Origin of the sequence: Dictyobacter alpinus (assembly GCF_003967575.1) — a bacterium.
Taxonomy (GTDB): domain Bacteria; phylum Chloroflexota; class Ktedonobacteria; order Ktedonobacterales; family Ktedonobacteraceae; genus Dictyobacter; species Dictyobacter alpinus.
This window is the reverse complement of sequence record NZ_BIFT01000001.1, coordinates 3,455,284-3,481,065: the sequence shown is the minus strand read 5'-3', so window position 1 is coordinate 3,481,065 and position 25,782 is coordinate 3,455,284. Positions and strand designations below refer to the sequence as shown.

23 protein-coding genes are annotated in these 25,782 nt (G+C 49.8%); 13 read left to right on the top strand and 10 right to left on the bottom strand.

The annotated features are described in order from the left end of the window. Positions 1-80 precede the first annotated feature (80 nt). From EL633_RS13850 to EL633_RS13825, 6 genes are all read left to right on the top strand, one after another. Entirely contained in the window at positions 81-776 is a 696-nt protein-coding gene (locus EL633_RS13850; RefSeq protein WP_126627746.1) for a dienelactone hydrolase family protein, read from the top strand. Between the two features lie 94 nt (positions 777-870). Further along, positions 871-1,554, top strand: a complete 684-nt coding sequence (locus tag EL633_RS13845) for a GNAT family N-acetyltransferase (protein WP_126627745.1) — start codon at positions 871-873, stop codon at positions 1,552-1,554. Between the two features lie 139 nt (positions 1,555-1,693). Continuing rightward, complete coding sequence (locus EL633_RS13840) at positions 1,694-1,915, top strand: hypothetical protein (protein WP_126627744.1); 222 nt, start codon at positions 1,694-1,696, stop codon at positions 1,913-1,915. Between the two features lie 153 nt (positions 1,916-2,068). Beyond that, positions 2,069-2,968: an HpcH/HpaI aldolase/citrate lyase family protein gene (locus tag EL633_RS13835; protein ID WP_126627743.1), complete on the top strand. Its 900-nt coding sequence runs from the start codon at positions 2,069-2,071 to the stop codon at positions 2,966-2,968. A 199-nt stretch (positions 2,969-3,167) separates the two neighbouring features. Further along, positions 3,168-3,932, top strand: coding sequence for a cytidylate kinase-like family protein (locus EL633_RS13830; protein WP_126627742.1), 765 nt, complete (start codon positions 3,168-3,170; stop codon positions 3,930-3,932). A gap of 98 nt (positions 3,933-4,030) precedes the next feature. Further along, complete coding sequence (locus tag EL633_RS13825) at positions 4,031-5,434, top strand: NAD-dependent succinate-semialdehyde dehydrogenase (RefSeq protein ID WP_126627741.1); 1,404 nt, start codon at positions 4,031-4,033, stop codon at positions 5,432-5,434. Positions 5,435-5,635: 201 nt separating this feature from the next. Here EL633_RS13825 and EL633_RS13820 read toward each other — a convergent pair whose 3' ends face one another. From EL633_RS13820 to EL633_RS13810, 3 genes are all read right to left on the bottom strand, one after another. Next, positions 5,636-6,760 carry an ABC transporter permease gene (locus tag EL633_RS13820; protein WP_246039134.1) on the bottom strand — a complete coding sequence of 375 codons (1,125 nt, stop codon included), beginning with the start codon at positions 6,758-6,760 and terminating at the stop codon, positions 5,636-5,638. 21 nt (positions 6,761-6,781) lie between these two features. Beyond that, a complete protein-coding gene (locus EL633_RS13815; RefSeq protein WP_126627740.1) occupies positions 6,782-7,741 on the bottom strand; it encodes an ABC transporter permease in 960 nt (319 codons plus the stop codon). A 291-nt stretch (positions 7,742-8,032) separates the two neighbouring features. Next, positions 8,033-9,733 (bottom strand): peptide ABC transporter substrate-binding protein, encoded by a 1,701-nt coding sequence (locus EL633_RS13810; protein WP_126627739.1) that lies wholly within the window; start codon positions 9,731-9,733, stop codon positions 8,033-8,035. Positions 9,734-10,072: 339 nt separating this feature from the next. Here EL633_RS13810 and EL633_RS13805 point away from each other — a divergent pair, with 339 nt between their 5' ends. Continuing rightward, a complete protein-coding gene (locus EL633_RS13805; protein WP_161982136.1) occupies positions 10,073-11,755 on the top strand; it encodes a phospholipase D-like domain-containing protein in 1,683 nt (560 codons plus the stop codon). Here EL633_RS13805 and EL633_RS13800 read toward each other — a convergent pair. Beyond that, positions 11,752-13,137: a glutamine synthetase family protein gene (locus EL633_RS13800; RefSeq protein ID WP_126627737.1), complete on the bottom strand. Its 1,386-nt coding sequence runs from the start codon at positions 13,135-13,137 to the stop codon at positions 11,752-11,754. The two genes, EL633_RS13805 and EL633_RS13800, sit on opposite strands and share 4 nt — an antisense overlap. A gap of 160 nt (positions 13,138-13,297) precedes the next feature. Beyond that, positions 13,298-13,924 (bottom strand): RNA polymerase sigma factor, encoded by a 627-nt coding sequence (locus EL633_RS13795; RefSeq protein WP_246039133.1) that lies wholly within the window; start codon positions 13,922-13,924, stop codon positions 13,298-13,300. 445 nt (positions 13,925-14,369) lie between these two features. Here EL633_RS13795 and EL633_RS13790 point away from each other — a divergent pair, with 445 nt between their 5' ends. The 6 genes from EL633_RS13790 (at position 14,370) to EL633_RS13765 (ending at position 21,367) form a co-directional block, all read left to right on the top strand. Continuing rightward, positions 14,370-16,223: a D-alanyl-D-alanine carboxypeptidase family protein gene (locus tag EL633_RS13790; RefSeq protein WP_126627736.1), complete on the top strand. Its 1,854-nt coding sequence runs from the start codon at positions 14,370-14,372 to the stop codon at positions 16,221-16,223. Between the two features lie 155 nt (positions 16,224-16,378). Continuing rightward, complete coding sequence (locus EL633_RS13785; RefSeq protein ID WP_126627735.1) at positions 16,379-17,170, top strand: SDR family NAD(P)-dependent oxidoreductase; 792 nt, start codon at positions 16,379-16,381, stop codon at positions 17,168-17,170. Between the two features lie 27 nt (positions 17,171-17,197). Beyond that, on the top strand, positions 17,198-17,752 hold the full coding sequence (locus EL633_RS13780; RefSeq protein ID WP_126627734.1) for a PNPOx family protein: 555 nt from the start codon (positions 17,198-17,200) through the stop codon (positions 17,750-17,752). A 366-nt stretch (positions 17,753-18,118) separates the two neighbouring features. Next, positions 18,119-19,561: a MurT ligase domain-containing protein gene (locus tag EL633_RS13775; RefSeq protein WP_126627733.1), complete on the top strand. Its 1,443-nt coding sequence runs from the start codon at positions 18,119-18,121 to the stop codon at positions 19,559-19,561. Between the two features lie 8 nt (positions 19,562-19,569). Further along, the gene (locus tag EL633_RS13770; RefSeq protein ID WP_218027485.1) at positions 19,570-20,373 is read left to right on the top strand and encodes a type 1 glutamine amidotransferase; all 804 of its coding nucleotides are present in this window, start codon (positions 19,570-19,572) and stop codon (positions 20,371-20,373) included. A 37-nt stretch (positions 20,374-20,410) separates the two neighbouring features. Further along, entirely contained in the window at positions 20,411-21,367 is a 957-nt protein-coding gene (locus EL633_RS13765) for a phosphodiester glycosidase family protein (protein ID WP_126627732.1), read from the top strand. A 111-nt stretch (positions 21,368-21,478) separates the two neighbouring features. On the opposite strand, the gene EL633_RS13760 is transcribed toward EL633_RS13765, so the two are convergent. The 5 genes from EL633_RS13760 to EL633_RS13740 all read right to left on the bottom strand — a co-directional run bounded on the left by EL633_RS13760 (position 21,479) and on the right by EL633_RS13740 (position 25,534). Continuing rightward, a complete protein-coding gene (locus EL633_RS13760; RefSeq protein WP_126627731.1) occupies positions 21,479-22,360 on the bottom strand; it encodes an amino acid ABC transporter permease in 882 nt (293 codons plus the stop codon). A gap of 66 nt (positions 22,361-22,426) precedes the next feature. Next, on the bottom strand, positions 22,427-23,110 hold the full coding sequence (locus EL633_RS13755) for an amino acid ABC transporter permease (protein ID WP_218027484.1): 684 nt from the start codon (positions 23,108-23,110) through the stop codon (positions 22,427-22,429). A 6-nt stretch (positions 23,111-23,116) separates the two neighbouring features. Further along, complete coding sequence (locus EL633_RS13750; RefSeq protein ID WP_126627730.1) at positions 23,117-24,043, bottom strand: ABC transporter substrate-binding protein; 927 nt, start codon at positions 24,041-24,043, stop codon at positions 23,117-23,119. A gap of 80 nt (positions 24,044-24,123) precedes the next feature. Continuing rightward, positions 24,124-24,864 (bottom strand): amino acid ABC transporter ATP-binding protein, encoded by a 741-nt coding sequence (locus tag EL633_RS13745; protein ID WP_161982335.1) that lies wholly within the window; start codon positions 24,862-24,864, stop codon positions 24,124-24,126. Positions 24,865-25,207: 343 nt separating this feature from the next. Next, positions 25,208-25,534 carry a flagellar biosynthesis anti-sigma factor FlgM gene (locus tag EL633_RS13740; RefSeq protein ID WP_126627728.1) on the bottom strand — a complete coding sequence of 109 codons (327 nt, stop codon included), beginning with the start codon at positions 25,532-25,534 and terminating at the stop codon, positions 25,208-25,210. Positions 25,535-25,782 lie beyond the last annotated feature (248 nt).

Below are 25,782 nucleotides of genomic sequence, written 5' to 3'. Positions count from 1 at the left end.
TCGTTTGCTGCTATCTTTGCGTGACTATAATGATGTAGGCAGCGTGCAAAAATATTTAATTGAATACAAAGGAGTCATATATGGCGGTAGTACGTACATCGAAAGTAGATTTACCAGTCAATGGCGATGGAGCTTATGCCTTTCTGGCACAGCCCGATGATGATCAGAAGCATCCTGGCATCGTACTGATTCAGGAATGGTGGGGCATTGAGCCACACGTCCTGGATCTGGCCCATAAGCTGGCGACGGATGGCTTTGTGGTGGCGGTCCCCGATCTCTACCATGGTAAGGTAGCAACCGAGCCTGATGATGCTCAGCGCATGATAATGTTGGTCCGGAAAAATGTGGATCGTGCGGCCAATGAGATCATTGGTGCCCTCGATACGCTGAAACAGCTCCCTAATGTGCAGCCGAAAAAGCTGGGCTTGATGGGATTCTGCTTCGGCGGCTTCCTGGCTTATACCGTGGCTTCACGCTATCCTGATCTGGGCGCTGTGGTGCCGTTCTATGGTGCAGGCTATGATCCTACCCCTGAAGAGGTGGCCAAAGTCAATGCGCCGGTGCTGGCTTTCTATGGCAAGCAGGATGATAGCGTATCCCTGGAACAGATTCAAAAGATCGATCGGCTCTACAAATCTGCGGGCAAGGATTATACGGTCCGTGTCTATGATGCCGGTCATGCGTTCATCAATCCTACCCATGGCATGGGCAATGAGCAGGCCGCTGCCGATGCCTGGCCTCGCGCAGTAGGTTTCTTGAAGGACCACTTACGTTAATAAAACCTGACATGTACCAGTCAGAACAATGATGAAATGGCCAACCAGCTTCATGTCTGGTTGGCCATTCACTTAAGGATGAGGATGTATAACGATGAAGATGTTCAGTGCCCGTGAACTCTTACGACTCCATCTAGAGGCTGTCTGGGGTATCTCACTACCGGACCTGACGATGGCACACCATGATGTGGCGGCAACGGGACTCCAGCCACCCTGGCATCTCTATAGTGCTCAGATGGACTCCGATACTCTCTTTATCTGGCGTGCCGATGTATTAGCACAAACACGTGTCGACCTACAACAGCATCTAGCCCATAGCCCCGGCTACAAAAAGCAAGCCGAGATTGCACTGGTCCAGACTGAGCCTTCCGTTATGGATCTACAGAGAGCCAGCAGCCTGGCCCGCCCCCTGACACGAGACGATTATCCCCTCATGGAAAGTTCTGAGGCTGGTTGGGGAGATTATTTTCTTCAGGAGCACGTAGCGCCAGTGTTTGGCGTGGTGGAAGATCATCGCGTGGTGAGTATCGCCCATAGCTCACGCCGTACAAAACAGGCCTGTGAACTGGGCGTTGAAACGCTTCCTCAGGCCAGACACCGTGGCTTTGCGCTGGCCGTCACACTCCTCTGGGCCAACGCCATCAAGCAGGAGGGCCTGATCCCATTTTATAGCGCCATGGCCGAAAATAGCTCCTCACTCAAGCTCGCCCATAGCGCCGGATACCGTCCATTTGTAGAGGGTACGACCATCACGCCCATTCAGGAGACGCGAGTATAATTCTGCCGTTATAACCCGTTAAAATGCTCTGGCACTCCGTTCTATTCAAGTAGAATTAAGAATTTTATAGCGCCCCCTTCTTATACAGTCATCACCTATCACCAGGAACAGTCTTTCTTCTACCTATCAGGAGCCAGCAATGTGTCAAAGCGAAGTCGCCCTACTGCGTGAGAGGATTGCGACAGAATATGAAGCCATGAAGCGTGGCTTGAATGGATTGGCAAGCGGACAGGCCCAGCACGCCTTTATTGATGCACGTATGCGCCGGGTCGATAACTATCATGAGCAACTTACCCACCATGTCAGCGATACAGAGGCCACGACCATCATTTGTGATCTCTATACCCAGGTCATTGGCTAAGCCTGGATAGAGGTTGTCGCTACTGACAACTTCTATCCAAACCACTCACATTCCCGATAACCCTCTCCCCACCGATCTCACACTTCAAGCCTTTTCCTCTGATATAATGAAGCGTGCAACGCAGATAAAAAGATGATCAAAGGAGACATATATATGCGCCTCAGACGATCCGAACTTTCCACACCTGGTAGTAATGAACGCATGATGGCAAAGGCAGTCGCCAGCACCGCTGATCTGGTCTTACTGGACCTTGAGGATGCGGTCGCGCCCAATGAAAAGGTGGCGGCCCGAGCCAGAGTAGTTAAAAGTCTGAAGTCCCTGGATTGGGGCACGAAGACCCGGGCGGTCAGAATCAATGACCTTGAGAGCGAGTTTGCTTATCAGGATGTGATTTCGATTGTGGAAGAGGCTGGCGCGTATCTGGATATTCTGATCGTCCCAAAAGTAAAGGCGGCCCGTGATGTCTGGTGGGTTGATACCTTATTGACACAGATTGAACAACATAAAAGGCTCTCACGGCGCATCGGGATCGAGGTGCTGATTGAAGAAGTGGAGGCGATGCTCAATGTAGAGGAGATCGCACGCGCCAGCACACGGTTAGAGGCGCTGATCTTTGGTCCAGGTGACTATAGCGCATCCCAGGGCGTCGACAGCAAAGGCATCGAGGGCTCACACGCCGATTATCCTGGCGATCTCTGGCACTATGCGCGCAACAAGATCGCGATCGCCGCCCGGGCCGCCCATATCGATGCCATCGACGGAGCCTATGCCAACTTCAAGGATAGCGCCGGTTATCAAAGTGAATGCATTCGCGCCAGAACGCTAGGCTTTGTCGGAAAGTGGGCCATTCATCCAGACCAATTGCAGATTGCCAATCAGGTTTTCTCCCCTTCCGCTGAAGAGGTAGCCTATGCACGTCGCCTGGATGCAGCCTATACCGCAGCCCTGGATCAAGGTCTGGGCGCCATCGCCTTCGAAGGTAAAATGGTCGATGCCGCCATTGTCAGAAGTGTACGCAATATCATCATCAAAGCAGATCTCATTGGTATGTAGCCAATCCAACGTATCATTCAGACATACCTTAAACGTAAGATATTTAGGTAGAACATTTTAACCATAGACAACATAAGAAACAGAGAACATAAGAGCTTAAGAGAGCGCACACAAACATCTATTCGTGTTGAGGCTGATGGTATCGTGACGGAACACAATCGACCGTAAGGGTCGAAGCTATATAAAAAGGATCATACTGATGGAAGATACACTTCACAGGGCTGCTAAAAATCTCCACGGAAAAACAAAAACGACAGAAACACGGGTACTTCCAGAGACGGCCCTGGCCGTCGAGCCGATGCCAACTGGCATTCCACCCGCAGGCTCTGTAGTAGTGACCATCTCACGCCAATTTGGCAGCGGTGGCTCAGACATTGCCCGCATGGTCTCCGAAGTTGCAGGCCTCAACTATATGGATAACAGGATTATCGCCGAGGTGGCCAAACGCCTGGGCGTTGATGAGGCGGAGGCGGCACGCCAGGATGAGCAGACCATTGGCCTCTCTAACAATATTCTGGAAGCGCTGCGTTCCAGTAATCCGTTTACGGTTCACTATATGTACGAGCACAAGAACACCCGGCACCAATCCCAGGAACTGGCCTACTTCCAACTCACCCAACGTGTCATTTTAGAGCTAGCCACCCAGGGAAATGCTATCATCGTCGGTCGTGGCTCCCAATTCTTGCTCCACAACAATCCCCGTACCCTGCACATCTATATTTTCGCGCCCCTAGATTACCGCATCGATTATGTCATGCGACAATATCACCTGGACCGTAATGCGGCCCGCGACATGTTAGAACAACGCGACGATGAGCAAGATAGCTATCTACGTCGCTACTACGGCGTCGATGGCCATCAGCCAAACTTCTACCACCTGCTCATCAACACTGGCCTCTTCTCCTTTGAAAACGCCACCAACTTCATCTGCCAGGCACTCAACACAGTGAAAGCACAACCATAGTCCTCAGGTGCAACTTTTTACCACAGTTTTTTGTGTATATGGTGAGCTTACGCTCAAGATGAAGTGGTTAGTGCGAAGCAAAGAGAAGGAAAAAACATATGAGTATTCAATCTATTAATCCCGCAACTGAAGAAGTCCTCGAATCCTTTGAAGCATATAATAAAGAGCAGATCGATGCCGCGCTAGAAGACGCGCACAACAGTTTTAAAAGCTGGCGCAAAACCAGTTTCGCGGAACGTAGCAAACTATTTCATCGTCTCGCAAGCTATATGCGTGAAAACAAAGCACAGCTAGCCCGCATCGCCAGCCTTGAAATGGGCAAACCAATCGTTGAGTCTGAGGCCGAAGTAGAGAAATGTGCCCTCAACTGTGACTATTATGCGGATAATGCAGAGAAGTTTCTGGCACCACAGGAGATGCAGAGCAACGCCACCAAAAGCTATGCCTCGTTTCAGCCTCTGGGCGTAGTGCTGGCCTTAATGCCCTGGAACTTCCCCTACTGGCAGGTCATGCGCTTCGCGGCCCCAAGCCTGATGGCTGGCAATACGGCCATCCTGAAACATGCCTCCAATGTCTCACGCTTGTCACTGGAGATCGAGAAGATGTTTCAGGCCAGTGGCTTCCCCCATGGCGTCTTCCGTACCGTCCTGGTCCCTGGCGCGGAGACTGAGGCCTTGATTAAAGATCCACGTATCGCGGCTGTAACCCTGACGGGTAGCGAGGCCGCAGGCACCAAGGTGGCCGCTACCAGTGGTAGTGTGCTTAAAAAACACGTGCTGGAACTGGGTGGCTCGGACGCCTATATTGTCCTGGCTGACGCTGATCTGGATGCGGCCGCCAAAACCGCTGTCCAGGCCCGTTATCAGAATACCGGACAAAGCTGTATCGCTGCCAAACGCTTCTTTGTGGAGGACTCGGTCGCCGATGAGTTCACGGAAAAGTTTGTGAAGTATACTTCCCAGTTGCGCATCGGTGATCCGCTGGATCGTGAGACCAAAGTTGGTCCATTGGCCCGCAAAGATCTCCGTGAGACACTGGACAAACAGGTACAGGATTCCCTTTCTCAGGGTGCTAAGCTGGCGCTCGGTGGCAAAAAGGTTGAGGGTAATGGCTACTACTACGAGCCAACCATCCTGGTTGATGTGCAGCCTGAGATGACCGTCTTTAAAGAAGAGACCTTTGGACCTGTGGCCGCTGTGATACGCGTACGTGATGCTCAACAGGCCATAGAACTGGCGAACGCCTCTATCTATGGACTCAGCAGCAATCTCTGGACACGCAATGTGGATCGTGCTCAGGAACTGGCTAAAGAGATCGAGGCGGGCGGTGTCTTTATTAATGGCATGACCGCCTCCGCTCCAAGTCTACCCTTTGGTGGGGTCAAACATAGCGGCTATGGCCGTGAGCTCTCCCACTTTGGGATCCAGGAGTTTGTCAACGTTCAAACCATCTGGATCGGCCCCAAAGTAGAGGAGACCCCAACCCAAAAACCCGCCGAGTAAATCACAAACACAGGTAGCTATTCAAATCTGTGTGGTATGGCAGAAAACCGGGGTGCAGGGTCCTCCCTGCCGGGGTGCGGGGCATGACGTCCCCGCTCACTCTTTCTCCCTCGCGCGCGCCGCAGGCGGCGCACAAAAACAGAGCAGAAAAAAGGTGGATAGAAAATTCTATCCACCTTTTTTCTGCTCTGTTTATCTTCCTCAGTCTTTGGAGCGAGGGTCAAAGGCGTCGCGCAAGCCATCACCCAGAAATGAGAAGGCCAGTACAATGATGACCAGCACAAAGGAGGGCATCAAAGCTTCCCATGGATGATTCTCTAGGAAGGTGGTGGCGTCCGAGATCATCAAACCAATACTGGAGCCCGGAGGTTGTACACCCAGACCGAGCAAGCTGATACCAGCCTCACTGATGATCGTATTCGCAATATTAAGGGTAGCGGCAATGATCACAATACTTAACAGATTTGGCACCAGGTGGCGCAAAATAATCGTGAAGTCTGTCGCGCCAGATGTGCGGGCGGCCTCTACAAATTGTTGCTCTTTTAGCTGTAACGTCTGTCCACGCACATAACGAGCCATCAAGGGCCAGACGGTCAGAGACAGGCCGATGGAAACTAAGAGAAGCCGGGCATTACCATTCGCACCGATCACCGGGATATTATTCAATGCATCGGTACTGGAGCCCAGAATACCCACCAGCAGGATAATAAAGAGCAGTCCGGGAAAGGCAAAAATCACATCTGTGAAACGTGCCAGCACAAAATCAATCCAGCCACCATAGTAGCCTGCCAGCACACCAATGGTCACTCCCAGAATAATGTCAATCAACTCAACCACCACGGCCACGGCAATCGAGATCAACATACCCTGCATCAGACGGGCAAACAAATCACGACCAATAGAATCGGTTCCCAGCCAGTATTGCGCCGATGGACCTTCATGTTTACGGTCCGCCTCCTGGTGCGTAAAATCACGATAAACGGAGGCCGAGATCACCGTATTGGTCATGTTACTTTTATAACTGGGGCCAACCGCTTTATAAATGATGGGGCCAAAGATAGCCAGCAGGATATAAAAAACAATCACACCAATGCACACCATGGCCCGCACATCTCTGCGCAAACGGCGCAGCGATTCCTGCATTGGGGTCGGCGATTTCTTACCACTATCAGATGTACGAATCTCTTTGCCATCCACCACTTCAGCCGCCAGAGCAGGTGCTTCTTCTTCAATCATCAATTCTTGAGGAGATCCGGGCGGCATCATCGCTTCATCGGGCTGAACAAATCGCGGCTTTGAAAATCTTGGTCCTTTATCTTGTTCCATTTAAATTCTCACCTTCTTACCTTATTCAGCTTTGATGCGGGGATCGACCAGTGTATAGCATATATCAGATAAGAGATTACCGAACACCACACCGATAGCCAGAATTACAGTTGTGCCCTGCACCACAGGATAGTCCAGGTTATCAATTGAGTCCAATGTGATACCAGCAATACCGGGAATGGAGAAGATGCGCTCAATAAAGAAGGCACCTGCAACCAGGAAGCCTACCGACAAACCGATGATAGTAATCAACGGAATCAACGCATTACGGAATGCATGGCGATAAACGACGGCACGCTCATACAGGCCCTTGGCACGCGCTGTTCGCACATAGTCCTGGCGCAAAATTTCTAACATACTTGTTCGTGACAAACGCGCGAAATAAGCCATACCGGTGGCACCATAGACCAGAATGGGGGCAAGTTTATATTGAATATCGGTCCAGCTATACTGCCAGGGATTTCCCCATTGGGTGTTGGGCCAACTCCAGCCAAAGGTATTATCGAGCCAGATGATCAAAAACTGTACCAGAATAGCCAGAATAAAGGATGGGAGCGCGTAAATAATCAGCGCGGCACCCATACTGACAGTATCGGTCCAGCTATTGGCACGAAGAGCAGAAATAATACCAACCGGTACACCAATGCCAACCTGAATCAGCAGGGCCCACAGACCAAGTTCTAATGAAATAGGCAGGCCACCAGCAATAATATCGTTGACGGGCCGACCAATCGTTTTAAAAGAGGTACCTAGATCAAGGTGCAACAGGCGAATAAGAAAATTGGCATATTGCTGTAACAAGGGCTGGTCCAGACCATACGCATGCATTAATTGTGCTTGCAGAGCCTGGTTGGGGTGATCACCCATCATAATCTGGATGGGATTACTCGGGGCATAGTAACCAATAATAAACGTGAGGAAGGTCACGCATAAAATCACAAAAATGAGCCCAATAAATCTTTTGATCAGGAATTTCAGCATTTCAAGCTCTGTCCTCCTTTTTCCAAGGTTTCTTATCTCTTACTGGAAATGGACGCTTAGCGGAGCTTCCTTTTGATGTCACCCATATACTCTATCCGTGTGGTTCTTCTTTATATATTGGATATGTGTGTATTTGCAGATGGGGAAAAGGAAAATATCCGCAACGTGAATTATTCTACAAGGAGAGCCTTACGTCGCGGATACCTACAATAACTGATAGGGAAGCTCATTTACCACACTACTACCAGGAGCAGTGCCGTAAATGAGACATCCCAATGTACGAGTACTCAGTTATGCCGACATGTAGATGTTGCTCCAGTCGTCGGGCGGAATTAACTGCTGAGAATTAAGCTTCAGATTGTTAACGTTTTTGTTGGTCAGGGAGTGAACTTTCTCCTGCCACAATGGGATCCAACCAACATCATTGATGATCTTCTGCTCTGCGTCATTGTACAGTTTCATACGTGCGGTCTGGTCCTGAGTGACGTCAGCCTGGCGCAACTCTTCCTGTACCTTCACCTGCTCAGGGGCAGCAGTTGATTTGTTCTGACCATAGTTGAACTGGTTGTAGTCTGAACCTTTGTCAAAGAAGGTGGTCAGCCAGTCCTGAGGATCTGGATAGTCAGCGTTCCAACCAGCCTGCCACATGGGCAGAGAAGCGTTGTTCTTGGTGGCGTTTTCCAGGTCCAGCAAGCGGGGACGAGCGACGGTGTTCACATTGACCTTTACACCCAGGTTGCTCTGCCACATGGACACGACCTGTGCCATCGCATCTTTGTAGCTCTGCTCACGTGGATAATAGGTCAGAGTCAGGCTTGGCAATGCGCTCTTTCCTATTTCCTTGAGTCCTTCTGCCAGCAATTGTTTTGCTTTCGCAGGATCACCCTGGGTAGTGGTACCTTCAGGACCGGTGAGGGCCTCGTTGTAGCCAGGCATACCTTTAGGGATGATGTGGTTGCTTGCCACAAAAGCGTTGTTGATGGCGGTCTTCACAATGGTATCTTTGTTAATAGCCAGTGCGAAGGCCTGACGGATTTTGATGTTATCAAAAGGTGCCGCCAGGAAGTTCAAGCTCAGATAGCGGATGGTCAATACGTCGGTTGCGCTGTAATCGGGTTTGCCAACGACCTCGTTGACACTGGAGGTTGGCACATACGCAAAGTCAAGCTGTTTCGCCTGATAGGCTTTGTACATACCGTCCTGGTCTTTGTAGAAGACGACGTTGAGGGTTTTCAGTTTCGGCTTGGCATTGTAATAGTTGTCATTACGTACTAGCTTAATACCAGTAGAGTGATTGTAGTTATCAACTTTGAATGGTCCAGCACCAGCACCCTCTTGCAGGTGATCGGTCCATGGGCTCTTGCCACCTTTGTATTTCTCAACAATCTTCTTATTTACAACATAAGATGTTGGATAAGAGAGTGTCTGCAAGAAATATGCGGCTGGCTTGCTGATTTTCATCACCACAGTGCTATCATCGGGTGTTGTCAGGCTATCGCCAATCAAGGTTGGCATTTTGCCTGTGTTGACTTTATCGAAGTCTTTCAACAAGCTCAAATAGTAGCTAACAGGAGAATTGGTTTCTTTAGCAACAGCACGGTTGATGCTATAGACCACATCAGCTGATGTCAAAGGATCGCCATTGCTAAACTTTAGACCTGATTTCAACTTAAAGGTATAAGTCAGACCATCAGATGAAACTGTTGGTAAAGCAGCTGCCAGTTGAGGCTTTACCTTTAGATCTTTGTCCAGGGTGACCAGACCAGTAAATACGGCCTGGATCGGGAAGTTCGAGTCGGTATCCTGCACAGTAGCAGGATCGAAGCTGTTGATATCACCAACAACAGGGAAACGCAACACCTGCTTATCATCCGAGGCGGTTGAGCCATTGCTAGGTGCGGTACTGCCACCACCACAAGAGGCCAGGAAAACGGCCATCAAGCACAGGAGGCTGGTGAGGAACTGCAAAGAAAGTTTCTTACCGGCTTTCACAATTATACTCCTTGTATAAACCCAAAGAGGTAGAACAATAATACAGCACACATGGACACAATGATCGGTAAAAATAAAAAGAGCTCTTCATTTAACTTTTTTGCGTCTCACTTTTGACATATTTTTTATCCAAACATGCTTCTCTGTCAAAAGGGTGGGCTGGTAAAAGATTGGATATTAATTAATACGCACATTCACAACGAAACCTCTCATCAATACAGAAATTTTTTTTATATTGAACAATCTTTGTCTCCCAGGTGCTATTATTGGGAGTATCAATACAGAAGTATTAAATTTTTTCCCGCTCGTTTTGTTGGCAGGAAGAGAGGATCGTTAGGTATGGATAACACAACCAATGGAACCTGGTGGGCAGAGGGGGATACGCCAGTACACAACAAAGATTCACGTGTGACGTATTTTGTGGATGGAGAGGCGGTTCTACTGGAGATGTGTTTGTGCTTTATGCGGGCCAAACATGTAATCTATCTGGCAAACTGGGGGATGGAACCGGATCTCCTCCTTGTCCGTGGAACAGCATTACTGGTTGAGCAAGAGAATGAGGACCTTCGCGCAGAGTATTGTGCGTATTTACGTTCCCAGGGCTTGCAAGAGGCGGATATTCAGTTCTGGCTGACACATCGGCTTTCGGTGAAAGAAGTACTTGGCTATGCGGTCAGTAAGGGTGTTACAGTAAAGGTACTACTCTGGAAAGCGAATCCGGCTTTCGCGGTCTATGATTCACACGCGGCCGTTGAGAAACTGAAGGAGTATGATGTTGCCGCTCTTGAGGATGATAGCTCGCTGGGAGTTCTACACCATCAGATTGAGTCTCTCCACCAGAAGGTTACGGTGGTAGATCATGGGATCGCATTTGTGGGTGGCCTGGATCCTCTGATTGAGAAGAGCGATGATTTTGATCGCTGGGATACCAATCAACATGTCTTTGATACGCCTTTACGGCACACTGATTCAGGGAAAACACCTCACGGCTGGCACGATACACATGCGAAAATAGAGGGTGCCGCGGCCGCTGATGTCGAGCTGAACTTTCGCCAGCGCTGGAATTATGTGGTTTCACGCCATCAATTAGGTGAACAACTGCTTGTTCCCCATCAACCAGAGCCTGCACGCGTCGAGAGTCAGAGTATCGTACAGATAGCTCGCACCATTCCTAAACATACTTATAACTTTGATAAACATGCTATCCAGGGTATCACACAGCTATATAATCACGCCCTGAATAATGCCCAACACTTCATCTATATAGAGAATCAATATTTCTGGTTACGAGCATATTATGGTGTAGATCTGTCACTGCTGGGACCAGATAGTCCTGAGATGAAGGAGCATCTACGGCAGATTGCCGCCGCGCTACGCCGTGGGGCCACAATGAGTATCCTGTTACCTGACCACCCCAATGTGGGACGCGCTTTTAGCGATGCGGGACTGGATACACTCCGCAGATCTGTACCTGAAGCGGTGGAGGAGGGCCGGATACGTGCGTTTTGTCTGGCCACCTCACATTTTAAGATGAGCGATGGCTTGATCCACTATCGACCCATCTATGTACATTCTAAAGCCGCTATTGTCGATGATCACTGGTCTACTGTGGGCTCAGCCAATCTGAATAACCGTGGTATGCGCGATGATACCGAGATTAATGTGGCCACATTGGACCAATCATTGGCCCGTGGATTACGCCTGTTGCTTCAGGCGGAACATTTAGGTCTACTCAAACCCGATGAGCTAACTGTGGCAGCCCGGCTTTACCGTAAAGAACAACTCAAGCCGAATGAACAGGAATGTGCGCAACAGGCCTGGCAACAAATGGAGTCCGCCCTTAGCGATCCTCATCAGGCAGTACAATTGATGCAACAACGCGCCGAGGAAAATCTCCAGCACTTTAAGGACCGTCAGCCCTTGAATGGCCACTTACTCCCCTACCTGACGGCAGAGGAGGCAACCGAACAAGGACTGGACGTTCGTATGGATCATGGTTGGATCGAAGAACCAGAACACTAGATCAGTTCGAGATAGCGGCGGCGCTCCCAGTTCGTCACCGCTTTCTCGTACTCCTGTACTTCCCAGCGGCGCGTAATGGCATAGTGCTCGACAAAATCTGTGCCAAGATACTCATGCGCGACTTCACTGCGCTCAAAGAGATCTGTGGCCTGCGTCAGGTTACGGGCCAGTGGATGCATCTGCCCGCTGGCAATAGCTTGCTGGATACGCTCAGGATTATAAGCGTTACCATCCAGACGAGGTGGTAGTTCCAACGTATGCTCGATACCATAGAGTCCGCTGGCCAGCATACCTGCGAAGACCAGATAGAAGTTAGCATCCGCTCCTGGCACCCTATTCTCCAGGCGGATCGCTCGTTGTCCATTATTGATCACGCGGACAGCACAGGTGCGGTTATCCATACCCCAGGCGGTATTCAACGGCGTCCATGTACCCTCAATATAGCGCTTATACGAATTGATCGTAGGAGCATAGAGCGCCATAAATTCCGGCATCTTTTGCAGCACGCCAGCCAGGAATTGCTGCATCGTCTCAGACATATGGCTATCGGCAGATCCATCCCAGAAAACGTTACGCCCTTGCTTCACGTCCCATAGACTCATATGGGAATGTCCACTACTCCCATCTTCTTGATCGCTCCACTTGGCCATAAAGGTTGGCATAAAGCCATTCTGGTAGCAGACCTCTTTGACCCCATTTTTAAAGAGTAAGGTACGATCAGCGGCGGTGAGGACATCGCTATAATGCATGTTGATCTCATACATACCAGGACCATGTTCACGATTATAGCCCTCGATCTCAATACCATAGGCGCGCATCTGGCGCACAATCTGGCCAATCAAATAATCATCAGCCGTACCATGGCTGATCACATAGCAGTTGGTACCCGGATTCAATGGCGTCAGTGCTGGACCGTAATCTTTGCTACGCAAGGAAACCTGATCCTCGCGGAAGAAACGCATCTCCAATTCTGAGGCGGCCATCGGCACAAAGCCAAGCTTCTGTGCTCGCTCAATCAGTGACTGTAGTACATAGCGCGGCGATACCGTAATTGGATCGCCATGCTCGCTCCAGAGATCACAGACACAGGATGCGACACCCTCTTCCCAGGGGACCGCAGCGAAGGTGGCCAGATCGGGCTTCATCACAAAATCTCCGAAGCCGCGATTAATGTTGCTGACCTTCAAATTCGGCAATACATTCTCCGCAATATCCCAACCAAATAGCACATCCGACTGCGCCAGACCGCTCTCTAAGGAATCCAGGAAGAACTGGGCTACAACACGTTTCCCACGAAAAACTCCGTCAATATCAGGGACGCCTACCTTGATATATTCAATCTTCCCTTCCTCGATGAGCTGTTTCACCTCGGCAAGATTCATATATTTTTGTTTCCTTTCTCAGAAGAAATATGCCGCGCCCTGTTGTTTCTAGTAGATTGTTTCACTTCAGCTGAAACACCGCCTATTGCGGCCAAAAGAGGAGACCGGGACGCAGACCGCTGCTATATCGTCCGCAGGGTAGCATGTGGTCGCCAGCGCGTCAAGTAGTCGGATGTGCTAGTGCTTCTCTCAGCAGCGGGCGGGCGCGTTGAAAGTAGGTCTTGGCGGTATTCTCGGGCATATCCAGTATCCGACCGATCTCGCCGAAACTGAGCTCTTGCGTGTAACGTAACATTACTACAGAGCGAAAACGTGGTGGAAGAACGCGGATGGCTCGGCGTAGCTGGGTACGCAGCTCATGCTGCTCAACAATGGTCTCGGGCAATGGATCATGGTCGGGTAGAATGCTGATTAAGGAGAACTCATCTCCACTATCATTCATCTCTAAAACTGAGAATGGCAGTGGCTGTTGCTTGCGTCTTTCATCAATGCAGCGATTCCAGGCCACCTGAAACAACCAGGCTTTCAAGGAGTTTCCAGCACGGTCCTTATAGAGAGTATGCTGCAATTTGGGCAAAGAGGTATATAATTGGAGAAAAACAAACTGTAAGACATCACTGGCCCATTCAGTCTCTTTCAGTGTCTGCCGAATAAATTTATAGAGAGGCAATTGATAGCGCTGAACCAGAACAGCAAATGCTTGTTCGTTGCCTGTCAGTGCTTCTGTGATCAACGCCCGATCAGAAAGCTCCGAGCCTGCGTAAGATGTATCGTATTGCATGAACATAAATACTTATCCTGATTCCTAAAAAGAGTAGGCGGAAGATATCCCAGCACTTCCCATTTATACCAGCCAGTTCTGCGCATGTTATATAGAATGATACGAATGCTTCCAACAATGTATAATAATGCGTAGAGAGAGTCTTCCGGCTACTATAGCAAACAGAATTAAGAAAAGCTTCAAGGATTTGTAAGATTTGTAAAAAATTTTTGCTCGTGATGAAGCAGTAGATCAAAATCAAACAAGTTTGACCCAGAGCAGGCCCACTAAAGCCGGGAAAGATGCGGTTTATTACCATAATGACCGCTACTTCGCCGAAAGTTGACAATCGAGAGGGCGGCTGAGTAAGATAGATAAAAGTAATTTGTAATCAGAAAAGCTAATAAAGCAATACATTCATATATTATCCCATTAGGCTGACGAAAACATTTAGAATGGAGAGGACTGGCGGATGCGAAGAACGCCCTCGCAAGAAGATCAACAGTTTGAGGAAGAAAACACGCGGACGCCGTCGAGACGCCGCCGTGTGCTGGATGAGGATGAAGAGAATCAACTCGCAGATCATCCTGAGATTCCTAAAATAAGGCGAGCTTCTCGCTATCAGGATCCTGTCGCTCCTTCAGCCAGACGCCGCCAATCTCCCCAATCCGCGCAGCGAGCTCGCTTAGAGCGGCCTCAAACGGATATGAGTGTTGACGAAGATCAGTTGATGCGCCGCCGTGCCCAACTTCGTAAAGAGCAACGCGCAAAAGGCGAAGACACAACCCTGCGCCGTCCTGCTCCTCGCAAAGCACCCGTTAAGCGCGGTCAGACCACGGTACGCAAACCAAAAGTCTATATTGATAATACCTATGATAAAGCCCCTGACGAGGAATTTGAAGAGCCTCATCCACGGGTCCAGCAGACAACTACCCTGCGCAAGCCACGACCAAGAAGGCCTGTCGCAGCTTATCATGTACCCACAATTCAGGAATCCCATAAGCGCATCGAGCGCCGTGAGCGCCGTACCCAACATGCGTTATTTGACAGATTCCAATACTTTTTGCAAAATCGCCCACTGCTAGTCACAATTGGTGGCATCCTCGCAGCCATCCTGATTCTTCCATTATTGATCAGCTCATTAATACGTACACCCCAGACGACCGTGGGGCACTTTCCCAATCCGGTAATTGGGCAACCTGGCACCCACGAGACTCCGATCCCGGTTGATCCAAATAAAATCGTGGTCACGCCACCCAACAACGGCCATCCAGCTCCACCGGTACTGGCCAGCTCGGCCTATCTGCTGGATGCGGACACAGGCAAAACCCTCTATGCGGCTAATCCGACCACACGTATACCGATGATGAGTACCACAAAACTCATGACTGCTCTCCTTACCGTTGAGAAGGGAAATCTGGATCGCTCGGTCACCATCAATACCTCGATGAGCCGGGACCTCAATGAGCTATCGGCTGATAGTTCGGTAATGGGTATCAAACCGGGCGAGACCTATACAATACGTGAGTTAATGTATGGTCTGATGCTGGTATCGGGCAATGATGCAGCTATTATTATTGCGGATGCCGACGCTGGTAGCGTCCCAAGGTTTGTCGATCAGATGAATCAGCGTGCCCAACAACTCGGCTTGCGTGATACACATTTCCGCAATCCCCATGGCTTGATGGAGGATGGACACTACTCCAGCGCGCACGACCTGGCAATTTTAGGTGAACATGCCTTTAATAACTCCCAGATCCAGCAGATCAGCGCGACCAAAGAGTATCATGTTACCGCCACCAGACAACATGCGGAACACTTTTTGCAGAACGGCAACCAGTTTATGTACTGGTATCCTGGCGTCAATGGTGGCAAAACTGGTTGGGATGCAGCCGCCAACTTCTTACAGGTCATCTCCTGTACCCGCAATAATCACCATCTCATCGGCGTCGTGATGCATACAGTAGACTGGTGGACCGATATGCGTGATCTGATGAACTGGGGCTTTAACACCTTCACCTGGATCTCGCCACGTGAGATCAACGCCAACGTCCATGCTATTCCCTGGGCCGCCGAGTGGACCTACTTCCACAGCGACACCCGCGAACGCACCATCCCAATGGGCACCAATGGACGCTACTATGTCTACACACAATATGGAATCGCTGGTCCGATTATGAGCTACTTCGACAAAAACCAGGGACTCAAAAAGTTTGGCTATCCCATAAGCGAAGTCACAACCGCCAGTACCACCACCATCAGCCAGCGCTTTGAACGTGCCACCATTCAATGTGATGTAAAATCTCAACAATGTAAAACCGCATAATATAGTGTACGTTCGCCCAGGACATTCCTGTGATGCTCATGTGATGTGGCTGAGCTATTTGTGAGTATGCTGTGCTGTCACACTGCAATACTATGAAGTAGAGAATATGCGTGTAGTACGTATTCATTCTTCTATTTCAGGGAAGGCACCACAAAATGACAACATATCAACCACACCAAAGCATTACAGATTTGTTTAATTTGAAGGGCCAGGTTGCTATTGTGACTGGAGGAGCGCTGGGCATTGGTCAGGGTATCGCGTTCCGGCTAGCCGAGGCTGGCGCGACAGTGATGATTACCGATATCAACCCGGAGGCGGCTCAGTCCACAGTAGCGCAAATTAAAGAGTCCGGTGGTACGGCCGCTAGCATGATGGCGAATGTCGCCAATCTGGGGGATGAGAAACATGCCATTGAAGAGACGATCAAAATCTTCGGACGCCTGGACATCCTCGTCAATAACGCCGGCATATTCCCGTTCGCACCCGCACTAGAAGTAACCGAACAATTGTGGGACAAGGTCATGGGTGTTAACCTTAAAGGTCTCTTCTTCACTACCCAGGCCGCTGCCAGAGAAATGATCAAGCAAGGTCATGGTGGCAAGATCATCAATATCGCATCGATCGATGCGTTACATCCCAGCGGGATGCTCGTTCACTACGATACCTCAAAAGGTGGGGTAGCCATGATGACCAAATCGCTGGCACTGGAGTTTGGTCCAAAGAATATCCTTGTCAACGCCATTGCTCCTGGTGGCATCCAGACACCTGGCGCGAGCAGCCCGGACACCTCAGAGGAGCTACTAAAAGCGTTTACGGCCAGAATTCCGCTACGCCGTATGGGTATACCAGATGACATCGCAAAGGCCGCTCTCTTCCTGGCCAGCGATATGGCAAGCTATATGAACGGAAGTCTGATCGTGATAGATGGTGGCTACCTGCAGGCATAGTACACAAGTAAAAAGGAGGATGATACTATGGATACATCCAGATTAGCCCGAAAACGCTCCTCCAGAAGGAGAGGCGGCTGGTTAGCTGGCATCCGCATTATACTTATGCTGACCGTCCTTGTCGCCATCGTCAGGAGCAACAGAAAACAAATTCTAGATAGGATACGTATTTTCAATAAGCACTACACAAATCCTCGCGTCCTAAAAATTGCAGCTCGTCGGAATAGTCCCTATGCGGTTTTACACCATGTGGGTCGCCACTCAGGAAACGAATATACGACACCAGTAGTGGCTGACTTTGCACAAAAGTTAGAGAGTTTCGTCATTCCGCTCCCTTATGGCTCGAATACCGATTGGTGCCGCAACGTCATGGCAGCCGGTCGCTGCACGCTGATCAAGGATCAAGTGGCCTACACACTCGTAGCACCTACGATCATTGACGCCGCTGCGGTACTTCCCGAACTACCAGCACCGGTGCAGCGAACATTGCGAGCACTGGGACTCCAGAAGTTTATGCAGATACGCATTGAGGCTTCGCGTGAAGTCGAACGACCAGTGGCATCCGGGGTCGCCAATAAATAGTAAACAAACACAAGGATAGCATGCTGCAAAGAATACTGCAGCATGCTATTATTAGTATGCTACCTATAAACGTACCAGCTAATCTCCCTTCATACCAGATGACTACAACGAAAGGACAATCCAGACCAGTGCGCCCGGACAATGTGCCTAATTCACTTGCTCGCACTACTCATGTTTGTTATACTTCAAACGGCGTACCTGTAGAGAGCATGGACCTCAAAAAGGACATCACTACTTACATGCCCCCTGATAATAAAAACAGACGGTAAGGGCATTGCGCTCCTTTTCATTTTGACGCGGCGTGATCCAGCGGGACATTTCCCATCGGTACGCCTTACAGCATTTTTAGTCAAGGTATGGGTTTCTATGCAAACAGATAATTCAAACAATGACAGCATAACGCCATCTGGATTACGCAAAGCACGCCTGGCATTCGCGATATCCGCCGGCAAACTGGCTGGTGCATCCGGGCGTTTATTTCATATTGGTGGCGGTACCAGCTTACCTGGTATGATCGCACGCCGCATTGATCCAAATGTGCTTAAATCGGTTGTCGGTGCCAGTAAAGCCAAGAAGATTGTGATTACTGGTAGTAATGGTAAAACCACCACCGCTCGTATGACTGCGGCTATCGCGGATGCAGCCGGTCATCGTGTCTCACAGAACCGCACAGGTTCGAACCTGATTCAAGGTATCACCTCAGTGGCGGTCAATTTTGCGGACTTCTTTGGACGCATGGAGAGCGATGTCTTGCTCTTTGAAATTGACGAAGCGACGATTCCACTGGCCGTTCCGGAAATCCAGCCTGATGTTGTCGTAATCACAAATATTTTCCGCGACCAGCTCGATCGCTATGGCGAATTATATGCGGTAGCCCGAGCACTGGACGAGATGCTGGAGAGCCTGCCAGAGACCTCAACAATCCTGCTCAATGGGAATGATCCACAGGTGGCAAACTTTGGCATTAACGCCAAAGCCAAACGCGTCTTCTTTGGTCTTGAGACCAAGGATATCGGCACCCCTGTTCCTGAGCAGTCGGCCGATATTATTCGTTGTATCCACTGTAATAGCGACTTCACCTATGAGGTGGCATATCTGTCCCACCTGGGTCTGTATCGCTGTCCAGAGTGCGGCTATACCCTTCCCGACCTTGATCTCGCTGTAACATCAGCGTCCCTGGCCGAGAATGGTGAGGGTCCCAGCCATATTAAGCTGCGCACACCTCAAGGTGAGATGGATCTGGAGATCCCGCTGCCCGGCGTCCATAACATCTATAATGCCGTTGCCGCCATCGGAGCCGCCATGGCCGCAGGTTTCCCATTGGATACCGTCCAGACAGCCCTGAGCAATATTCGCACCGCCTTCGGCCGTATGGAGAAGATCCAGGCGGGTGATAAGACCATCTATCTGTCATTTGTGAAAAATCCTACCTCTTTCAACCTGATGTTGCGCCTGATCGCCCAGCATCCCGGAAAGAAACATCTTTTACTGGCCATGAGCCATACTGTCGTAGATGGACAGGACTTTGCCTGGCTGTGGGATGTAGAGTTTGAAGATCTGGTCCCCGATATCCTGGATGTCGTCTGTAGCGGCAATAAGACCGAAGAACTGGCTATGCGTATGAAGTATGCTGAGCTTTCTACGGATAAGATTTCGCTGATTGAAGATCGTGAGGCCGCCCTGGATGCCGCGATTAAACAGGTTGAGCCTGGTGGCACACTGTATATTATGAGTGGTTATACTCCAACCCAGGAGTTACGTCGAGTTATGCAGAAGCGCGGCTGGGTCAAGCACTTCTGGGAAGAATAGGGAAGCACATGAGCGAGAATAAAACAGATACAGGCATGGTTATTAAAATCGGGCATCTTTATCCGACCCTGATGAGTGTAGCCGCGGACCGTGGCAATCTTTTTTCGATCGAGCGCCGCAGCAAATGGCGTGGCATCGCCACCGAGGTGGAGCCAATCTTTGTGAAGCAGACGCCTGATTTCACTAAATATGATCTGATCCTGTTCCATGGTGGCGCTGACCGCGAGATGGAGATCGCCTCTAAGGATATTCAGCATAAAGCATCATCCTTACGCGAAGCCGCTGAAGCAAACACCGTCTTCCTGAGCGTGTGCGCCGGCTATCAACTGCTCGGACACTATTATAAGCCATTCGATGGTCCTGAATTAAAGGGAGTCGGTCTCTTCGACATGTATACTGAAGGTGGATCCACTCGTTTCATGACCCATATGGCCCTTGAATGTAATTTTGAGGAGACCGGTACCAAGGTTCTGGTCGGCTATGAAAACCATAGTGGACGTACCTATCTGGGATCAAAAGCTCAGCCGCTGGGAAAGGTCCTGGCTGGTTGGGGTAACAATGGCAAGGATGGGGTTGAGGGTGCGCTCTACAAGAACGCCTTTGGCACCTATACCCATGGACCTGTGCTGCCAAAGAATCCCTGGCTGACCGATCTACTGATCCAGCGCTCACTTGAGCGCCGCTATGGCAAGGTGAAGTTGCTACCATTGGATGATAGTACAGAGAACGCTGCCCATGCCTCAGCCTTAAAGCTGGCGATGGAGTTCAAAGGTACTATGTCCGCCATTGAGGCCACATCCTGGAAACGCTAGTGTTCTGCAGCTAGCATAGCAAGGAAAAAAAATCGTTATGCCTTTTAACAACAATCGTGAACGCCGCTTACGCGCGGCTAGTGAAAGCGCCGCTGCTCAGCAGCCGAGCGCTGATCTTCTTCGCCAGGCCGATGCAAGCAGTCAGGCACTTTCACTCACACGATTGAATGGCAAGCCAGCAAGACATGCTCTTAAGCTTACGCTCCTGATCGCGCTCCTGGTCTGTTCATTGCTGGCCTGCGATGTGGTACCGAGTATTACGTATAAGGGAACGCCCGTGACTGCTCCCTCTAAGGCTGGTGGATCCGATACCCTTGATACCTGGATCCAGACGCAGCCGGGAGTAGAGCTACGGCGGGAACATTGGAAAAGCGCGGGTGGTAACGAAGATACCGTGACCATCACGCGCTTTGATACAAAGAAGGTCCATCTGAGTATTGGCTATCAGCCTGATAAACCACTACAGTTAAAGGAGTGGATGAAGCAGAGTAACGCCATTGCTATCATGAATGGTGGTTACTTTGATCAGCAGAATCGCGCTACAGCCATGCTGATCTCGGATGGACAGGTCTTTGGTAGTTCTTATCAGGATTGCTGCGGCATGCTGGCCGTTGACGCCGCCGGTAATGTTGCGATCCAGTCCTTACATGATCAACCCTATGATCCCAACACACAGCAGATTCAGCAAGCCACCCAGAGCCGACCAATGCTGATGGTGGATGGCAAACGCACACAGTTTCAAGAGACCGCCGCCGCAAGTCCGCGTAGCGTCGTCGCCATGGATAATCAAGGTCGACTCCTCTTTATTGTGAGTCCTGCCCAATCTTTCTCCGTAGACGAACTGGCTGACCTGCTGGTGCAATCGGACCTCTCGCTGAAGACGGCACTTAATCTAGATGGAGGCTCATCAACTGGACTCTACGTGCGCTCTGGCGATCAACAGGTCAGTCTAGACTCTATCACCCCCCTACCCATCGTAATCATCGTCAAATAGCCATATCGACAGCCCTCGCGGCCGCAGGACAGTTTACATACAACAAGAGCGCCGCCACATGTTTGTGGCGGCGCTCTTGTTGTATGTAAACCTTTTCACTACCCCATAGCGCTAGTCACGATTGACCGTCAGGCGGTGCTCCGTGGTACGTGCAATCAAGGAGAGAGGATAACACATAGCCAGGTAGAGGAGCGCACCCAGGATAAAGACGAACATTTTATTGTTCGGGTCGGTCTGAGGTAACGCCAGTCCAGTAGTGATATATTCCAATTCAACCACGGCAATTACCGCCAGAAAAGCACTATCCTGAATCAGCGTAATAAAATTATTCGTGAGAGGCGGTATGGTGGTCCGTATGGCCTGGGGTAAGACGATATGCCGCATAGTCTGTCGCGCGTCTAATCCCAGGCTTAAGGCAGCCTCTGTCTGTCCCTTATCAACCGAGAGGATACCGGACCGGAAGACTTCGGTCAGGTAGGCACCATAATTAAAGCTTAGCGCCAGGATGCCATAAAAGTAGCTATTAAAGGCATCCGGTACCAGGCTGTTACTCTGTAAGACGGTCATACCTTGAAAGGCCAGGATATAAGGATCGAAGCCGAGATTGGAAAGAACGATGCGCACGCCAAAATACCATAGAAACAGTTGTACCAGTAGCGGCGTCCCACGAATAATCTCCACATATCCTAATGAGATCCAGCGGAGCACGCGAAACCGTGATAAACTGCCCATTGCTCCTAGCAGCCCAAACACACAGGCGAAGATGGCGCTCAACACCGACATAACCAGGGTCACCAGTGTACCACCCAACAGACTAGGGAGGTACAAAAGGGCTAGTTCTCGATAGGTATACAGATAATAGATAAAAGCGCCCAACGCGATCAGCAACAGAATAATATACAGATAATCAGCTCCAACGAAACGGTTACGCGGCCAGAGGTTCCGTTTGCTAATGGACAATTGGTCGCGTTGCCGCTGGGTATCTGAAATCATCGCTCCACTCCTTCCTTGTTCGTGACAACATCAATAAGCTTTTGATCAGTCTCACTTATCTTAAAACTAGAATGCGGCCCGCAAACGGCGCTCCAGACGCTTCGCCACATATGAGACCGGTAAGCTCATCAACAGATACAGCACAATCGCCAGGAAAAAGAATGGCAGTGGATTGCTGGCATTCTTACGCACAAAGAAGTTTAAGACCGATGTTAGTTCGGTGCCGGCAATAACGCTGATGATAGCGGAATCCTTGAGCAAATAGATAAAATCATTGACAAAGGGCGGAATCATCAACGGGATGGCCTGCGGCAACTGAATACGGAAAAAATTCTGGCTGGGTGAGAGTCCTAACGAGTAGGCGGCCTCCTCCTGTCCTTTGTCGACTGATTGGAAGCCCGCCCGATAAATCTCCGCTTCATAGGCCGCATAGTTTAACGCCAATGTCCCAATGCCTGCGGTCCAACTATTGATCCACAGCGCCCAGGATGGATGAAGGCTGGCCAGGATTGCTCCCAGACCATAATACACGATGAAGATCTGTGCCACGATCGGCGTGCCACGCACAACTTCAATAAAAATGCGGGCAGGATTACTTAGCCAGATGAAGCGTGACTCATCCATCAATGCCAGTAGCAAACCCAGCAGCAAGGCCAGAGGAAAAGCTGCCACACAATAAAAGATCGTATTACGTGCGCCCACCAGAAAAGCTGGCAGGGCAGGCCAGATCACATCCATAGCGTTACTCACTCCAGACTACTTAATACCAATCTCAGGCTGTTGGTCAGTCCAGAGTCCCCAACGTTGATAAATAGCTTTCAGCGTACCGTTACTCTTCAACTCGGACAGCGCCTGGTCAATTTCTTTTTGTAAAGTCGTGGCATTGCTACTATTCTTATTGAAAGCAAGCACATAATCGCTGGAGTCAAAAGCTTTACCAATCAGTTTTAATTGCTTGTTGACATCACCACCAGGACCATCACCCAGCACATAGTAGGTCACGGTCGAGAAATCGATCAACACCGCATCAATACGTCCAAGCGCCAGATCATTGAAGGGCAGATCAGGATCGTAGGATTTCAACTTGATGTTTTTATCGGCAGATAATATTTCTTCAGCCTTGAAGCCCGCACCGGTGCCAACGGTCAGTCCCGCTAAATCTTTCAGGGACATGCTATCTTTCGTGGTTTTATTGGTAAAGCGGCTATCATTCGAGCGCACCACGATCTGCTGTCCATTGCGATAGTAAGGCTGTGAGAAGATCTCTGTCTTCTTACGATCATCGGTTATTTCCCAACCATTGAGGATCACATCAAAGGCATTGGCCTGTAAGGACTGATCCAATTGGGCGTAGTCGGTCTCGATCTGTTTCTGGCCAATCCCCATCAGACCAGCAATCGCCGCAGCAATCTCTAGTTCGAATCCCACCAATTTACTGGTCTTGGGATCACGATACACATAAGGAGCCCCGTTATCCGAGGTCGCGCCCCACTGGAGCATACCTGGAAGTTTCAAGCCATTACTGGCAATTTTGGAACTCTTACTGCCCGTTGGCGCCGGTGTAGTGGGAACGTTACCCCCACAGGCCGCCAGTAGCGATTCAACCGCACCACCCATTGCGGCCAGGGCGCCTACTTGTCCCGCACGCTGCAAAAATACACGCCTGTTTAGATCACGAGCCATTCTTGTGCCTTTCATATGCAGATAAAAAAGTCAAAAAAAGAAAAGATGAAAAGAAAAAAAAGTACGGATGATTATCCGGTCTATGGTAATACCGAGAGAACACGCTCCAGGAAGAGTTGGGTACGCTTCTCCTTTGGCTGCCGGAATAATTCATCGGGATCGCCTTCTTCGACGATCGATCCATCCGACATAAACACCACACGGTCAGAGACATCACGAGCAAATTGCATCTCATGGGTCACAACAACCATGGTGCTGCCTTCATAGGCGAGATCCTTCATTACCTTAAGCACTTCCCCTACTAACTCGGGATCGAGAGCTGAAGTCGGCTCATCAAAGAGGAGGGCGCGCGGCTGCATTGCCAGGGCACGCGCAATTGCGACACGTTGCTTTTGGCCACCAGAAAGACGACTGGGATAGACATCGCGTTTCTCCAGCAACCCGACCTTGGCCAGCAAACTTTCACCCAGGGCTACCGCCTGCTCTTTTGAAAGCTTACGTACCAGGAGAGGTGCCTCGATAACATTCTGGAGGACCGTCATATGAGGAAAAAGATGAAAATTCTGGAACACCATTCCCAGTTCACGCCGCATGGGACTGAGTTGTTTCACTGACAGATTGGGATTTAAGAGTTCGCCTTGAATATATATTTCGCCGCTATCAGCCTTCTCCAGAGCATTCAAACAGCGAATCAACGTACTTTTGCCAGAACCACTGGGACCAATCAGGGCCACCACTTCGCGCCTTTTTACCTCAAAATTGATATCCTTAAGGACATGTTTATCTCCAAAATACTTATTGAGGTTCTCGGTCCGGATAATAATGTCACCCTCTACTGGAGTGAGATCTTGTAATGACGCATTTTCAATAGTCTGCGGCTGCTCTGATTCGAGGTTCATGCGTCTATCCTCCTGAGGCGTTAGTCCTTGATTCAATTCAGTACGTATCCTCTTTTCTTTATATAGAAATACAACAAAAATTTTTTTCCCAATATGAATACGAATATTGCTGGCCTTTGATAACAACCAGACAAAATTCTCTTTTAGATAGAAACAAGTCAATCTATCAACACACAAAAAGATTCCAGATCTCATCGGAAGGGCAGAAGGTATGCACAAGGAGATCTGGAATCTTGAATGCCGGGCACCGCATAGACGGTGGACTTTATACGGAGTTCTGATCATCACAGTTCAAGGTATCTGCGACTTCCAGGTCTATCAGGGCCATAGCCCCGGGAGCAGCCTGCAAACATTGGGACAACAAAGCGGTGTCAATCTGATATGTGCCTGCTTCAATCTCGGCTTTGAGGCGCTCAACCAGAGCAATGCGAGCTTCTCCATCAGTTCGCGCCATGACGAGTGCCTTTAAATAGGCAATGCTTTCTGCCTGCCCGCTTAGCGGTCTATCTGCAAGCATACGCTTCACCGCATGACGAGTATGAACTGGATTTGCGGATGCCAGGACATCCACATGGCGTCTTTGTACATTCATAACTGGTGGCCTCCACCTACTTCTCTTTATTATATCACATCCTCATCCCTATCCCCACTACACGCAAGTTGCGGCAAGACGAGAGTAGGAGCGGGGATTCCCATTTTTCCCAACACCCCATAACTACTTTCCCCAAATCATTCCATCGCCCATCTTCCAACCCGCCCCGTCCTCTCTCGACTTACATAAAGAGCATAACTCAGTTCTTTCAGCATCAGTAGAGAGATTTGTCACTGAATAAGCGGTCA